15 protein-coding genes are annotated in these 13770 nt (G+C 67.9%); 13 read left to right on the forward strand and 2 right to left on the reverse strand.

The window, feature by feature from the left end:
* Positions 1-108 precede the first annotated feature (108 nt).
* The 13 genes from QZ709_RS02350 to QZ709_RS02410 all read left to right on the forward strand — a co-directional run bounded on the left by QZ709_RS02350 (position 109) and on the right by QZ709_RS02410 (position 11876).
* Positions 109-423, forward strand: coding sequence for a hypothetical protein (locus QZ709_RS02350; RefSeq protein ID WP_294635761.1), 315 nt, complete (start codon positions 109-111; stop codon positions 421-423).
* A complete protein-coding gene (locus QZ709_RS02355) occupies positions 420-968 on the forward strand; it encodes a phage holin family protein (protein WP_294635762.1) in 549 nt (182 codons plus the stop codon). Before QZ709_RS02350 ends, QZ709_RS02355 begins: the two co-directional genes overlap by 4 nt.
* Positions 969-984: 16 nt before the next feature.
* Positions 985-1440, forward strand: a complete 456-nt coding sequence (locus QZ709_RS02360; RefSeq protein WP_294635763.1) for a hypothetical protein — start codon at positions 985-987, stop codon at positions 1438-1440.
* Positions 1441-1470: 30 nt separating this feature from the next.
* Complete coding sequence (locus QZ709_RS02365; RefSeq protein WP_294635764.1) at positions 1471-3144, forward strand: ATP-dependent DNA helicase RecQ; 1674 nt, start codon at positions 1471-1473, stop codon at positions 3142-3144.
* A 65-nt stretch (positions 3145-3209) separates the two neighbouring features.
* Positions 3210-3530 (forward strand): hypothetical protein, encoded by a 321-nt coding sequence (locus QZ709_RS02370; RefSeq protein ID WP_294635765.1) that lies wholly within the window; start codon positions 3210-3212, stop codon positions 3528-3530.
* Between the two features lie 89 nt (positions 3531-3619).
* Complete coding sequence (locus tag QZ709_RS02375) at positions 3620-3847, forward strand: hypothetical protein (RefSeq protein ID WP_294635766.1); 228 nt, start codon at positions 3620-3622, stop codon at positions 3845-3847.
* Positions 3848-3978: 131 nt separating this feature from the next.
* A complete protein-coding gene (locus QZ709_RS02380; RefSeq protein ID WP_294635767.1) occupies positions 3979-5292 on the forward strand; it encodes a glycosyltransferase in 1314 nt (437 codons plus the stop codon).
* Positions 5293-5331: 39 nt separating this feature from the next.
* Complete coding sequence (locus QZ709_RS02385; protein ID WP_294635768.1) at positions 5332-6075, forward strand: SDR family oxidoreductase; 744 nt, start codon at positions 5332-5334, stop codon at positions 6073-6075.
* Entirely contained in the window at positions 6066-6731 is a 666-nt protein-coding gene (locus QZ709_RS02390; RefSeq protein ID WP_294635769.1) for an HAD family hydrolase, read from the forward strand. The genes QZ709_RS02385 and QZ709_RS02390 overlap by 10 nt, the downstream gene beginning before the upstream one ends.
* Positions 6728-8512: a carbamoyltransferase C-terminal domain-containing protein gene (locus tag QZ709_RS02395; RefSeq protein ID WP_294635770.1), complete on the forward strand. Its 1785-nt coding sequence runs from the start codon at positions 6728-6730 to the stop codon at positions 8510-8512. Before QZ709_RS02390 ends, QZ709_RS02395 begins: the two co-directional genes overlap by 4 nt.
* The gene (locus QZ709_RS02400; RefSeq protein WP_294635771.1) at positions 8509-9480 is read left to right on the forward strand and encodes a glycosyltransferase; all 972 of its coding nucleotides are present in this window, start codon (positions 8509-8511) and stop codon (positions 9478-9480) included. Before QZ709_RS02395 ends, QZ709_RS02400 begins: the two co-directional genes overlap by 4 nt.
* Before the next feature lie 10 nt (positions 9481-9490).
* Positions 9491-10438: a glycosyltransferase family 4 protein gene (locus QZ709_RS02405; RefSeq protein ID WP_294635772.1), complete on the forward strand. Its 948-nt coding sequence runs from the start codon at positions 9491-9493 to the stop codon at positions 10436-10438.
* Between the two features lie 79 nt (positions 10439-10517).
* Positions 10518-11876 (forward strand): class I SAM-dependent methyltransferase, encoded by a 1359-nt coding sequence (locus QZ709_RS02410; RefSeq protein ID WP_294635773.1) that lies wholly within the window; start codon positions 10518-10520, stop codon positions 11874-11876.
* On the opposite strand, the gene QZ709_RS02415 is transcribed toward QZ709_RS02410, so the two are convergent.
* Together QZ709_RS02415 and QZ709_RS02420 are read right to left on the reverse strand one after the other, a co-directional pair.
* Positions 11839-12660: a ZIP family metal transporter gene (locus QZ709_RS02415; RefSeq protein ID WP_294635792.1), complete on the reverse strand. Its 822-nt coding sequence runs from the start codon at positions 12658-12660 to the stop codon at positions 11839-11841. The two genes, QZ709_RS02410 and QZ709_RS02415, sit on opposite strands and share 38 nt — an antisense overlap.
* A 118-nt stretch (positions 12661-12778) precedes the next feature.
* Complete coding sequence (locus QZ709_RS02420) at positions 12779-13696, reverse strand: manganese catalase family protein (RefSeq protein ID WP_294635774.1); 918 nt, start codon at positions 13694-13696, stop codon at positions 12779-12781.
* Positions 13697-13770: the final 74 nt, after the last annotated feature.

Here is a 13770-nt window from a genome sequence, read left to right on the forward strand (position 1 = left end):
GCGCGCCGCCTGCACCTGCTACGCGGGGCACCGGCCGGACGCGGCACGTTGCTTGCCCTGATGGGGCCAGGCACCTGCCATTTCATCATCAACGCAAGGAGAGACACCATGGTCACCGACACCACCACGAGCACCACCGGCGACGCCACCCGCACGCGGGAGAACGTCGACAAGGCCACCCAGTCCGCTCATGAGGCGATCGACCGCATGGCGGCGAAGGCGGCCCCGGCCATCGAACAACTGCAGTCTGCCGCCGCCAATGCAGCCCAGGCCCTGCGCGAGAAAGCCGCTGCTCTGGGCGAAATGGAGGAGGCCTGGGTCGAATCGGCACGCGATTGCGTTCGACGCAATCCGCTGGCTTCCGTGCTGGTCGCGGTCGCCGTGGGTGTGCTCATCAGCCGCATCGGCAGCGATCGCGGATGAACACGCCCGACGCTGCGGGGCAGGCCGCCGCCGGACCGGCTGCATCATCCGGTGAGCCACCGGCGTCGCTGCCGGTGGGCGCCCTGATCAGTGCCCTGTCGCAGGAGCTGTCTCACGCGATTCAGGAGCGGCTGCACCTGATCGTCCTGGAGGGGCGCCAGATCGGGCTGCAGGTCACCCAGATGATCATGCTGGCCGTGCTGGCTGCCTTGATGGCCTGCGCGGCGTGGGCCACGGTGCTGGTCGCCATCTACCTGGCATGCACGGCCCACGGCATGCCATGGGGCGTTGCCTTGCTGGTGGTGCTGCTCGTGAACATCGGGGCGGCCTATGCCATCTGGAGCACCGCCTACCGGATCGGCTCCCGCCTCGGCTTTCCGGCGACGCTGCGCATGCTGCAGCATCTGGGTCAGCCTCACCCTGGTCCGCAGGATCCACCGGCCCCGACGGGGGTGGTGGCGCCCGCGACGGGACCGATGCCCCATCCCGCCGTGCCCTTTCCTCCTGGGACGGACACGGCTGCGCGACGTACACCGCCCCCCTGACGGCCCTGGAGTCCCCATGTCCCTGAGCGAACAGATTCGCGCCACCGAAGCAGCCATCGCGGCGAGCGATGCCCGCCTGAGGGTGTGGCGCCAGGAGGCCCGGCGCACGGTGCGCGAACGCCTCATGCCCGGCCGGCGGACACTCGTCTTCGCAGGCGGGGGCGCCGCGCTGGCCACCGTGCTGCTCTACCGCCGGCGCGCACGCCTCACACGGGCCTGGCGAGGGCTGAACCGCTACCCGACGGTCTTGTTCCTGCTGCGCAACCTCCCGGTGGTGGGCCCGCTGCTGCCTCTGCCACGGCGGTCGGCCGTCGGCACGGCCGATGAGGCGGCGCGCGGCAGCGGCCTGCTGGGTGCCGTGCTGCCGCTGCTGTGGCCCGTGGCGCTGCGACTCATCACCGAACGCCGTCACAAGGCCGAGGGGCAGCCACACGCCGCACCGACCCATCCTCATCATGCCATGCAGCCCTGAGCGGCGCGGGCCGCCCCGGACGTGAAACACGTGGCGGCCCCACCGCACTGGGCGTCCAAGCTCCAGACGCTCCTGAGGCGACGCTTCGGCCATGACCATCTCCGTCCCAGTCAGGAAGAGGTGATCCGCCATGTGATGGCGGGGCACGATACCTTGGCGCTGATGGCCACAGGGGCAGGCAAGTCGCTGTGCTATCAGTTGCCGGCCTTGCTGCTCGAAGGTCGGACCCTGGTGGTGTCGCCGCTGGTCGCCCTGATGAAGGATCAGCACGACAAGCTGCGGGCGCTCGGCATCCCGGTCGCCCAGCGGCACAGCAGCCAGCTTGCAGCCGAAGCCGAACGCGCCAGCCAGGCCATTCAGGACGGTTCTGCGCGCATTGTGTTCACCACCCCGGAGCGCCTGACCACACCCGGCTTCCTGCAGGATCTCTGCGCTCATCCGGTGAGCCTGTTGGTGGTGGACGAGGCCCATTGCATCGCGGAATGGGGCCACGACTTTCGGCCGGCCTTTCTGGAGATCGGCACAGCCTTGCGACGCCTCGGCCGCCCGGTCGTTCTGGCCCTCACCGCGACCGCCACGCCCGACGACGTGGCCGATGTGATGCGCCAGCTCGACCTGACCGACATGCAGGTTGTCCACGCCGGGCTGTACCGCCCCAACCTGCGCCATGCGGTCGACCACATCGACAGCGAGGCCGCCCAGCAGGCCCGACTGCTCACACTGGCAAACGCCTTGCAGGGGCAGGGCATCGTCTACACCAGCACGGTGAAGGCAGCGGAGGCCATCCATGCCAGACTGGTCGAAAACGGCGAGAGCGCGGCGCTCTACCATGGCCATCTGCCCCGGGGGCGCCGCCACGCTGCGCAGGATGAGTTCATGCAGGGTCATGCGCGGCTCATGGTGGCGACGCCCGCCTTCGGGCTGGGCATCGACAAGCCCGACATCCGCTTCGTCATTCAGCATCAGATGCCTGCGAGCCTGGCCAGCTATTACCAGAGTGCAGGACGGGCGGGCCGCGACGGCCAGGGCGCGCAGTGCACCTTGCTGTATCTGGCGCAGGACCGCCGGATTCAGCAGTTCTTCCTGGCCAGCCAGCTGCCCTCGGTGGACGAGCTCAAGGCCGTGCATGAGCTGATTGGCCAGCCCCCGGCAGATTCGCCTGGCTGGCGCCTGGAGGAGTTGGAACGTGCGCTGGGCCGGCCGCGGCAGCGCGTACAGCGGGCGGTGGTGCTGTTGCGGCGCCATGGCCTGCTTGCCCGGGACCGCAGCGGCGTTCTCCGTCAGCGCGCGCCGCGCATCGACGACGAGGCTCTGGCCCCGCTGCTGGAAGAGCACGCGGCCCGCAAGGCCCACGACCGGGCGCAGCTTGAAGAACTGGTGGCCTACTGCCAGTCCGGGCGCTGCCGGTGGCAAATGTTGCTGCAACATTTCGACCCCGAAGTGGCACATGCGCCCTGTGGGCACTGTGACAACTGCGAGCGCATGCAAGCGGCACAGGCCGAGGCCGATCGGGCCGGTACGGAAACGCCGGCTGGCGCAGCGGAATCGCCTCCCCCGGGGCGCGCGGTACGCATGGGCGACGCCGTCCGCGTGCCCCGTTACGGTCGGGGCCGCGTCATCGGGATCGACGACGTCGGCATCACGGTGAGCTTCGCCCGCGGGCCGGACCGGTGCTTTCTGCCGCGCTACGTCCGCCCCGCTTGAGGCCCACCGCTTGCCGCATGCAGGCAGGGCAGACCGACTCGTCTGCCACAACAGGAGCTTTCACCATGCCACAGCCCGCCCGCCCCACCACCGCCCCCACGCCGGCCGACGACGACCAGGATCTCTTCGGCCCCAGCGGCACCAGCGATGGTCCGAGCGACGTCCGAGGACTGACCACGCCCGAGGACCGCCCGCCCGACCAGCCCATCGAACAAAGCGGCATGCCGCCGGCACCCGAGCCCTTGCCACGGCTTTTCCCGGACCCTCCTCCAGTCGAGTTGCCCGATGACACGCCAGCTGCCCCGGTCAACGACCCGGACCCCAACCAGCCCGTCGACCCGTCGCAAGAGGGCGGGTTGTCGGACGACAGTACGCCTTTGATGTGACTGCGCGGGCATGGCGGTTGCCCTTCTTGCGCCGGCGGCCCTTGCAGGGACCCGTTCTTGTGGATGAACCTTCTACCCGGCACACCATCATGACGCGACACGACGCTTACCGCCCGGACAGCCCCGTCCCGTCCACCCCGCCCCTCATGGGCATGGCTTTGCTGGTATCGGCCCACGATACCGAGGCCGCGCCAGACATGGTGGGGCCGCAGGGTGATCGACGCCCTTTGCTGCCGCACTGCCTGGAAACATGGAGCCGCTGGCAGCTCACCGCAGCGCGCGCCGTGTCCAGTCTGCTGACGCGGGACGAAGGATGAGCCATCGCCGACTTGCGTGGGGGACCGCCCTGATCCTGATGCTCAGTGCCGCCGTCACGGCGCGCGCCTATGCATTGAGAGACCGCCAGGCACGACGATTGCCCAAAGGCCGCTGAACAACAGGATCCTCCATGAACCCCACGTTGCGCATCGCGCTGATCAGCGAACACGCCTCGCCCCTGGCAGCCGGCGGCGGCGTCGATGCCGGCGGGCAGAACGTCTACGTGGCGCAGGTGGCTCGCTGTCTCGCGATGGCAGGACACCAGGTGGACGTGCTCACGCGCCGGGATCATCCTGACCAGCCCCCGATGACGGTCATGCGGCCCGGCGTGCGGGTCTTTCACATTCCTGCCGGGCCGGCCACCTTCATCCCCAAGGAAAAGCTGCTGCCGGTGATGCCGGCCTTTGCGCGCGCTGCCGAACAACTGCTGCGCCATGGGCCGCGACATGACATCGTGCATGCGAACTTCTTCATGTCCGGAATGGTCGCGCAGCAGCTGAAAAAGGCCCTGGGCATCCCTTACGTGATCACGTTCCATGCACTCGGTCTGGTCCGCCGCGAGCACCAGGGGGAAGCAGATGGCTTTCCAGCGCTCCGGATCGACATCGAACGCAGCCTGGTGAAAGACGCGGACGCGCTGATCGCCGAGTGCCCTCAGGACGAGCGGGATCTGATCCGCCTCTACCAGGCCGATGCAGAGCGCATCCGGATGGTCCCCTGCGGCTTCGACGCCGGGGAGTTCGGCCCCCTGCACCGATTGCGAGCCAGGTCGGAGCTGGGACTGGATCTGGGCGCCGACGACTTCGTCATCCTGCAGTTGGGGCGGCTGGTGCCCCGCAAGGGCATCGACAACGTGATCAGGTCGCTGGCCTTTCTGTCCGAACGCGTACCAGCCCGGCTGCTGGTGGTGGGGGGCGACGGTCCGGACCCCGACGCGAAACGAACACCCGAAATCGGGCGCCTGCGGCAGGTCGCACTGGAAGCCGGGGTGGCCGACAAGGTGCACTTCCTGGGACACCGCCCGCGGCAGAGCCTGCGCCGCCACTACGCTGCGGCCAATGTCTTCGTGACCACGCCCTGGTACGAGCCCTTCGGCATCACGCCCCTGGAAGCCATGGCGTGCGGCATCCCGGTCGTGGCCAGCGCCGTGGGGGGCCTTCAGTACACCGTCACCGACGGGGTGACCGGCTACCTGGTTCCCCCGCGCGATCCGGCATCACTGGCTCAGTCTTTGAGCCATCTCCATGCCAACCCGCGGTTGGCACTCGCCATGGGGCGAGCCGGCATGCGGCGTGTCCGATCCCTCTTTACATGGGAGCGGGTCACAAAGATGCTGCTGGACGTCTATGACGACACCCTTCAAAGCCGTCGGCGGGCTGAGCTGGCCCTGCACATCACCACGCAGGAGCGCCCCACGCTCAAGGACTTCATTGCCATCCGCTGACGCCATCCATTCATCATCATAAAGAAAGGGAGGACCTTCATGCCCCAAACGGTCGACCTCAATGACAAGGTCGCATTCGTCACCGGTGCCGCCAGCGGCCTGGGTGCCGCCATCAGCCGCCGGCTGATCGAAGGCGGCGCCCGTGTCGTGCTGGCTGACCTGGCTGGAGACAAGGCCAAGATGTTGGCCGATGCGCTTGATCCAGGCGGGGAGCGCACCCTCCCCATCCGTCTGGACGTCTCCAGCGAGCAAGGTGCCGCTCACGCCATGAGCCTGTGCCTCCAGCGGTTCGGCGGGCTCGACATCCTGGTGAACAACGCCGGAACCGACGTCACCGCGCCGCTGGACGAGGTGGGTGTGGAAGCCTGGACGCACGTGCTCCACACCAATCTCCTCGGCCCCTTCCTGTTGACCAAGCTGGCCCTGCCGGCCTTGAAGGACAGCGACGGTGGTCAAGGCGGTCAGGTGGTCAACATCACCTCGACGGCCGCGGTGCGGGCCTGGCCGAACGCCAGTGCCTACCACGCCAGCAAGTGGGGCCTGCTGGGCCTGTCGCGGGCGCTGCATGCAGAGCTTCGCAGCAGCGGCGTGCGCGTCAGCGCCCTGGTGACAGGAGGCATGCGCACCCCGTTCCTGCTGGACCGGTTCCCTGATCTGGATCCGGCCAAGCTGCAGGACCCCGGCCGGGTGGCCGACGCGGTGTGCTTCATGCTGGGCATGCCGCGCGACGCCATCGTGGCCGAACTGACCATCGTGCCGCCGCAAGAGACGTCATGGCCGTGATGCGCACCACGGCCCGACCGACCGAGCCCGAGCCGTCGTCCGCACCGCCCGCTCCGCGCCGGCGTGCCATCTTCCTCGACAAGGATGGCACCATCATCGAGAACGTGCCGTACAACGTCGACCCGGCCCTGCTCAAACTCACGCCCTCGGCCATCGAAGGCCTGCGCCTCTTGCAGGCTCGCGGCTTTCTCCTGGTCATCGTGACCAACCAGTCCGGTCTGGCACGGCGGTTGTTCGACCGCCTGCAACTCAACCAGGCGCTGGCTGCGCTGCGCGCCATGCTGGCGGCAGGTGGGGTGAACATTCTGGACGTGTTCGTGTGCCCGCACGCTCCGGCAGCCAGTGCGCTGGCCCCCGGCTGCCTGTGTCGCAAGCCCGCACCCGGCCTGCTGCTGCAGGCTGCTGCGGTGCATCAGATCGATCTTCGACGCTCGTGGATGGTGGGCGACATCCTCAACGACGTGGAAGCCGGTCGCCGAGCAGGCTGCCGGACGGTGTTGATGGATGTGGGCAACGAAACCGAATGGCGATTGACGCCGATCCGTACACCGGATGTGCGCGCTCCCGATCTTCTGGAAGCGGCGCGCGCCATCCTGACACACGAGGAGGCACTTGAAGGCAGCACCGTTCCATCCCCTCAAACGGAGAAGCCATGATCACCCTGGGCATCAATGCGGCCTTCCATGATTCTGCCGCCGCGCTCGTCGTGGACGGCAAGGTCCTTGCGGCCGCCGAGGAAGAGCGTTTCACGCGGATCAAGCATGCCAAGCGCCCCCTGCCCTTCACCGCCTGGGAGCTGCCCTTTCACGCCATGGACTTCTGCCTGGCGCAGGCCGGTATCACGCTGGCGGAGGTGGACCACGTCGCCTACAGCTACGATCCCGCACAGTTCATCCGGGATCGGCACATCGGCGAGTTGATCACCCTGCCGCTGTCGCCGTCCGCCCACCCGCCGGGGGGCTGGGACAATGTGTGGGACCCCTTGTTCGCGTCCTACATCGTCAATGCGCCGCGTCAGCTGGCCAGCGCTGCCCCTCACCATTTGGAGGCGCGCTTCCGGAGTGTGCGGCACGACGGGCCGTACCGATTTCATTTCGTGTCTCATCATCTGAGCCACCAGGCGAGTGCCTTCCTCGCGGCCCCGTTCGATCGGTGTGCGGTCATGACGCTCGACGGACGCGGTGAAGACGCCACCACAACCTACGGGGTCTACCGCGAAGGTGGCTATACCCCGCTGGGAGAGGTCTGCATGCCCCACTCGCTGGGTCTGCTGTATGAGCGCATCACCACGCACCTGGGCTTTCTCCACTCGTCCGACGAGTACAAGGTGATGGCACTGGCCGCCCTGGGCCAGCCCCGGTTTGCCGATGTCCTGCAGGCCCATGTGCACGTGGGCGACGACGGTCAGTACACCATCGAGCCGCTCGATCTGGTGACTCACTTCGGCCCTCCGCGCGAGCGGGGAGCCGCACTTGAATCCCGGCATCTGGACCTGGCCGCATCGCTGCAGCAGGTGCTGGAGGAAACGGTCCGGCAGCTGGCCGCATGGCTGCAGCGGAAATCTGGCGAGTCGAACCTCGCCATGGCGGGTGGCGTGGCACTGAACTGCGTGATGAATGCCCGACTGCGGGACAGCGGCCTGTTCGACGCCGTCTGGGTGCAGCCGGCCGCGGGGGATGCAGGCACCGCACTGGGCGCCGCCCTGTGGGTCGACGCCCGCCAGCGCCTGAGCAGCGAAGCAGATGCAACGCCCGCGCCGACCGGTGTCACGCCGCTGGCGCCCCGTGCATGGCGGATGCAGGACGCGCTGCTCGGCCCGGAGTTCGATGACGAGGCGATCGGGGCTGTGCTGAAGTGGGCCAAGCTGCCCGCCCGCAAGCTGGACAACGTCGAGGAAGCCACCGCCGGGCTGCTGGCGCAAGGCAAGGTCATCGGCTGGTTCCAAGGACGCATGGAGTTCGGCCCCCGGGCTCTGGGTGCCCGCTCGATCCTGGCCTCGCCCATTGACGCCGCCATGCAGACACGTCTCAATGAGTTGAAAGACCGGGAGGATTTCCGTCCGGTGGCGCCGGTGGTGCCCCAGGAGCACCTCGCAGACTGGTTCAGCCCGGCCGAGGCCAATCAGGGGGAGTCTCCGTTCATGCTGTTCATCTACGACGTGCACCCCGAACAGGCCTCTCGCATTCCGGCGGCCTGCCACACCGACCGCACCGCCCGCGTCCAGACTGTGGATGCCAGCCGGCAGCCGCGATTTCATCGGCTGCTCACAGCCTTTGGTGCCCTCACGGGGGTGCCCGTGCTGATCAACACCTCCTTCAATGTGCGGGGTGAGCCGGTCGTGTGCTCACCGCAGGACGCGTTGCATGCGTTCTTCAGCACGCCGCTCGATGCCCTGGTGATGGGATCGTGGCTGATCGAGAAAGGGGAACGCGCATGACGCTCTCGGTGGCAGTCATCATCCCGACCTACAGGCGACCTCAGCTGCTGGCACGCTGTCTCGAGGCACTGACCCGGCAGTCACTGTCCGGGCAGAGCTATGAGGTGATCGTGGTGGACGACGGGTGTACCGAAGCCACCCGTCAGGTGGTCGAGGATTTCCATCGACGGTGTCAGGGTGCACCGGCCTTCCGATACCTTCAACCCCGCGGTACACGCGGGCCGGCCGCGGCCCGCAACCGGGGTTGGCGAGCCAGCTCTGCGCCCCTCATCGCCTTCACCGACGACGACACCGAGCCCGACGAAGACTGGCTGATGGAGGGCTGCAAGGCCATGACGCGCTGCGCCGTGGCCGTGGGTGGGCGCGTCGTGGTGCCCACCCGGCCGCGGCCTACCGACCATGAACGCATGACGCAGGGCCTGGAGCGGGCGGAGTTCGCAACGGCGAACGCCTTCGTGTGGCGGCACGCGCTGGTGTCCGTCGGGGGATTCGACGAGCGCTTCCAGCGCGCCTGGCGGGAGGACTCGGACCTGCATTTCTCGCTGCTGCAGCTCGGCCACGTCGGCTGGGCACCCAAAGCCACGGTCGTGCACCCCGTCCGGCCCGAGCGCTGGGGCGTGTCGCTGCGCCAGCAGGCCAACGTCTTCTTCGACGCGCTGCTGTTCAAGAAGCACCCCCACCTTTACCGGCTCAAGATCCGGTCCACCCCGCCCTGGCATTACCACTTGATCGTGTTCGGCACGCTGCTGGCCCTCCTCAGCCTGTGGGAGGGCTGGTACGCGACGGCTGCGGGAGCCGGCCTCGCGGTCGCCGCGGCCTTGCTGCGCTTCATTGCCGCCCGGCTGAGGGGCGCATCACTCGAGCCATCGCATGTGGCCGAGATGCTGGTCACCTCGGTGGCTATCCCCTTTTTGTCTCTTTACTGGCGTGTACGCGGGGCCCTGCACTTCCGCGTCCTCTTCTTCTGAAGGCCCGTTGATGAGTCGACCGCTGCGCATCCTCACCTGGCATGTCCACGGCAACTACATGTATTACCTCAGCCAGGTACCGCACGAGTTCTACCTGGTGGCCGACGCAGACCGCACCCCGCATCACGGCGGCCGCTGCGGAACGCTGCCATGGGGCGACAACGTTCACGATGCCCCGGTGGAGCGCTTGCGCGACATGGCGTTCGACGTCGTGCTGTTCCAGTCACGCGAGGCCTATGAGCAGGAGCAGCACACCCTGCTCAGCGAAGCCCAACGCCGTCTGCCCCGCATCTACCTGGAGCACGATCCGCCCCAGCAGCATCCCACCAACACGCGCCATTGGGTGCAGGACGGTGAAACCCTGCTGGTTCACTGCACGCCGTTCAACGCGCTGATGTGGGATGCGGGCGAGCAGCCCACGGCGGTGGTGGAGCATGGCGTCAAGCTGCTGACCCATGCCGTTCACCATGGCGAAGCGGCGGCAGGCCTGGTCGTCGTCAACAACCTGGATCGCCGAGGGCGCCGACTGGGTGCAGACCTGTACCAGGAAGCGGCCGCGCGGGTGCCCTTGACCCTGGTGGGCATGGGTGCAGACCGCCTCGGCGGCACAGGTGAAGTGCCTCATCGGCAATTGCCGGAAGTGATGGCGGCACACCGCTTCTTCTTCAACCCCATTCGCTACACGAGTCTGGGGCTGGCGGTGATCGAGGCGATGATGGTCGGCATGCCGATCGTCGGCCTGGCGACCACGGAGCTGGTCACGGTCATCCGCGATGGCTACCACGGCTTCATCGACACCCGCCCCGAGCGCCTGTACGAGGGCATGGCGCACCTGCTGGCGCACCCCCAGGAGGCACGGCGCATGGGTGAGCGCGCCCGGCAGGCTGCCCATGATCGCTTTCACATCGATCGCTTCGTGACCGACTGGCAGCGGCTTCTGCACGCGGTGACCCGTTGAGCGGACACCCCGGCACGCCGATTGCCCGCGCGAGGGCATGCGCAACCCTGCGTGCGCTCCGTTACGAGGTTTCCCTTCCATGCAGACCGACCATTCGATGATCTCTGGCAGCGCAGAGCGCGACGTGCGCCTGGCCCGAGACATCCTGATGCTTCTTCTCCGCGATCCCCAACAAGCACTGACGGTGCATCTGTGGAATGGCGAGGTTCTTCGTTTCGGTCGCGGCACGCCGCGGTTCGGGCTGGCGCTCCACCATCCCGGCGCCTTGTGGCGGTCGGTTCTGGGAGGAGGCCCACTCGCACTGGCCGACGCTTACTTCCGCGGCGATCTTGACGTGGCGGGCGACCTGTACGCGGCGCTCAGCCTGAAAAGCCAGATCGGCGGCCCTCGTTCGTGGTCGGAGCGACTTCAGCTCGTGGCCAAGGCCCTGGCCCTGCGGTGGCGCGTGCCGGCCGACACAGATGGTGGCCCCGTCGTCCGGGACTCTGCACGCCCGATCGCCCTTCAGGATCGAGATCGCCGCCGCCGGGCGATCGCCTATCACTACGACGTCTCCAACGCGTTCTACAGATTGTGGCTGGACCGCCAGATGGTCTATTCCTGCGCGTACTTCCAGTCTCCTGAAGACACGCTGGACCGCGCGCAGACGGCCAAGCTTGAACACATTTGCCGCAAACTGCGCCTGCAGTCCGGTGAACGTTTCCTGGACATCGGCTGCGGCTGGGGCGCCTTGCTGATCCACGCGGCCCGTGAGCATGGTGTGCGGGCCCATGGCATCACGCTGAGCCATCGCCAGCTTGAACTCGCCAGGCAGCGCATTGCCGAAGCCGGCCTGCAAGGCCGTGTCACGGTCGAGCTGATGGACTACCGGGATCTGCCCGGGGAGGCATGCTGGGACAAGATTGCCAGCGTCGGGATGTTCGAGCACGTCGGCCTGCGCAACCTGCCTGGCTACTTCGCCACGGCGCAGCGGTTGCTGGTCCCAGGCGGCCTGATGCTGAATCACGGCATCACGCACGAGGAAGACGGCTGGGGCGAGACCGTCTCCACGCGCTTCATCAACCGCTATGTCTTCCCGGACGGGCAGCTCGACCGCGTGAGCCGCGTCATGGGGCACATGGAGGCACAGGGCTTCGAAATCTGGGACGTCGAGGGTTTGCGCCCGCATTACGCCCTGACCCTGCGGCATTGGGTTCGACGCCTGGAAGCGCGCCACCAGGAAGCGCTGCAGCACGTCAGCGAGGTCACCTACCGCATCTGGCGGCTGTACATGGCCGCCAGCGCGCTGGAGTTCGAAGAAGGCGACATCGGCGTGTACCAGATCCTGGCATCGCGGCGAACCCAGGGGCTGTCGCCCCTGCCCTTGACCCGCCAGGACCTGTACCCACCGACCACCGTCATCAGCCCGCCGCCAGCGCCGTATCGAACAGCATCATGAGCACGAAGCCGAGCATCAGCCCGGCTGTGGCCAGGCGCTCGTGCCCCTGCCGGTGCGATTCGGGAATGACCTCGTGGCTGATGACGTACAGCATGGCGCCCGCTGCGAAGGCCAAGCCCCACGGTAGCAGCACGGCCGACCAAGTGACCACGAGCGCCGCCGCCACGGCCGCGACCGGCTCGACCAGTCCCGACAGCGCGCCAATGCCCGCCGAGGCGATCCGGCCATAGCCGGCGCCTCGCAGGGCCACCGCGATCACCAGCCCCTCGGGCACGTCCTGGATGGCGATGCCCGCACCCAGCGCGGAAGCCGCCCGGGCATCGGTCCCGCCCCAGGCCACCCCCATGGCCAGACCTTCCGGCACGTTGTGCAAGGCCACCGCGAAGACGAAGAGCCAGACACGCCGCAGGCGCTGTGACAACGCCCCCTGCGCGCCCTCCGGGCCCTTGATGAAATGCTCGTGTGGCAGCCAGCGGTCGAGCGTGACCAGGCAGGCCGCACCGAACAGGATGGCGGCGCCGACCACACAGCCGGCTCCCCAGGGACCTTGCCCCTGGGCGCGCGCAGCCTCCAGGGCCGGCACCACCAGCGAGAACGCCGTGGCGGCCAGCATGACACCCGCACCGAAGCCCATCATGGTGTCTCGGGCGCGTTCCGAGGTCGTCTGGGCCAGCCACACCGGCAGCGTGCCGAGGGCCGTGGCCGCAGCGGCCACCAGGCCGGCCAGCCCCGCATGCTGCGCGGCGGGAGGCAAGGCGGACCACAGCGTCGAGGCCGACGCCATCAGCCCGCCCAGCAGGATGAGCAGTCCGATGCTGCGCCGCCACGGTGCGCCCGAGCGCAGCCGCATCGTCCCGCCCGGTTCGCCGTCCCACACCGTGCGTCGAGGCCAGGCCATGGCGTCAGAGGGGCGCGCTGGCGCCGCCCTGCGCGCCATTGCCCTGTCCGTTGAAGCCCGATCCCAGGTCTGCACCCGTCGTGGGGTTCGCCGCCCGGTCGGAGCTGGTGCGGGCCGCCAACCGGTCCACCAGGTCCAGTTCCTGGGACGTCATGCCCACCTCCGCCATGCCGGTTCCACCGTCCACGGCAAGGTGTTCATCACGGCTGTGGATGTAGTCGAAGTTCTCCTCGCTGTTCCACGGGCCGCGGCAATCGCCGGCTCCCTGGGAGGTGTTGAAGTAGGCCCGCGTGAACCGCGGGTCCCCCTGGAGCTTGCCCGGTGGGAAGTTGGGCTGGATCGCATACAGGGCCTTCTCGAACTGCTGCTGGTGCGCAACCTCGCGCGTCATCAGAAAGCCGAGGGCTTCTTTCACGCCCGGATCGTCGGTTGCATTGATGAGACGCTCGTAGATGATCTTGGCGCGGGCCTCGGCAGCGATGTTGGAACGAAGGTCCGCGGTCGGGTCACCAATGGTGTCGACATAGGCCGCTGTCCAGGGCACCGCCCCCGAGTTGATCAGAGGCGTTCCACCACCGTAGAGCACCTGAGTGACATGGGAGTCGTTGCCTGGGCCGTTGATGGCGCGGTACAGATCAGCCTCCTGATCGACACCTTCCGCCACGCGGCCCTTCGCACCCCGGTTGAGCATGGCCACCATGGTGCCGATCACCTCCAGGTGGCTGAGCTCCTCGGTGGCGATGTCCATCAGCATGTCCTTGCGGCCGGCGTCTTCCTCGGACAGCGCCTGGGTGAAGTAGCGGCAGGCAGCGGCCAGTTCCCCTTGTGGCCCACCGAACTGCTCGAGCAGCAACTGGGCGAGGCCGGGATTCGTTTCCTGTACGCGTACGGTGTACTGCAAGCGCTTGTTGTGGGCAAACATGGGATCTCCTTCGTGGGTTGAGACAGCGGTCGCCGAACGGGGCGCCTGTGTTCTGGGCAGCAAGCCACGATCCC

Source organism: uncultured Aquabacterium sp. (assembly GCF_913773725.1).
GTDB lineage: Bacteria > Pseudomonadota > Gammaproteobacteria > Burkholderiales > Burkholderiaceae_C > Aquabacterium.

What these genes read in the sequence shown, in the direction of transcription:
- QZ709_RS02370 (WP_294635765.1), top strand. Translation starts at nt 3,210, where the DNA reads ATGCCACAGCCCGCCCGCCCCACCACCGCCCCCACGCCGGCCGACGAC.
- QZ709_RS02385 (WP_294635768.1), top strand. Translation starts at nt 5,332, where the DNA reads ATGCCCCAAACGGTCGACCTCAATGACAAGGTCGCATTCGTCACCGGT.
- QZ709_RS02405 (WP_294635772.1), top strand. Translation starts at nt 9,491, where the DNA reads ATGAGTCGACCGCTGCGCATCCTCACCTGGCATGTCCACGGCAACTAC.
- QZ709_RS02380 (WP_294635767.1), top strand. Translation starts at nt 3,979, where the DNA reads ATGAACCCCACGTTGCGCATCGCGCTGATCAGCGAACACGCCTCGCCC.
- QZ709_RS02360 (WP_294635763.1), top strand. Translation starts at nt 985, where the DNA reads ATGTCCCTGAGCGAACAGATTCGCGCCACCGAAGCAGCCATCGCGGCG.
- QZ709_RS02375 (WP_294635766.1), top strand. Translation starts at nt 3,620, where the DNA reads ATGACGCGACACGACGCTTACCGCCCGGACAGCCCCGTCCCGTCCACC.
- QZ709_RS02395 (WP_294635770.1), top strand. Translation starts at nt 6,728, where the DNA reads ATGATCACCCTGGGCATCAATGCGGCCTTCCATGATTCTGCCGCCGCG.
- QZ709_RS02420 (WP_294635774.1), bottom strand. Translation starts at nt 13,696, where the DNA reads ATGTTTGCCCACAACAAGCGCTTGCAGTACACCGTACGCGTACAGGAA.
- QZ709_RS02410 (WP_294635773.1), top strand. Translation starts at nt 10,518, where the DNA reads ATGCAGACCGACCATTCGATGATCTCTGGCAGCGCAGAGCGCGACGTG.
- QZ709_RS02390 (WP_294635769.1), top strand. Translation starts at nt 6,066, where the DNA reads ATGGCCGTGATGCGCACCACGGCCCGACCGACCGAGCCCGAGCCGTCG.
- QZ709_RS02400 (WP_294635771.1), top strand. Translation starts at nt 8,509, where the DNA reads ATGACGCTCTCGGTGGCAGTCATCATCCCGACCTACAGGCGACCTCAG.
- QZ709_RS02415 (WP_294635792.1), bottom strand. Translation starts at nt 12,660, where the DNA reads ATGGCGTCGGCCTCGACGCTGTGGTCCGCCTTGCCTCCCGCCGCGCAG.
- QZ709_RS02355 (WP_294635762.1), top strand. Translation starts at nt 420, where the DNA reads ATGAACACGCCCGACGCTGCGGGGCAGGCCGCCGCCGGACCGGCTGCA.
- QZ709_RS02350 (WP_294635761.1), top strand. Translation starts at nt 109, where the DNA reads ATGGTCACCGACACCACCACGAGCACCACCGGCGACGCCACCCGCACG.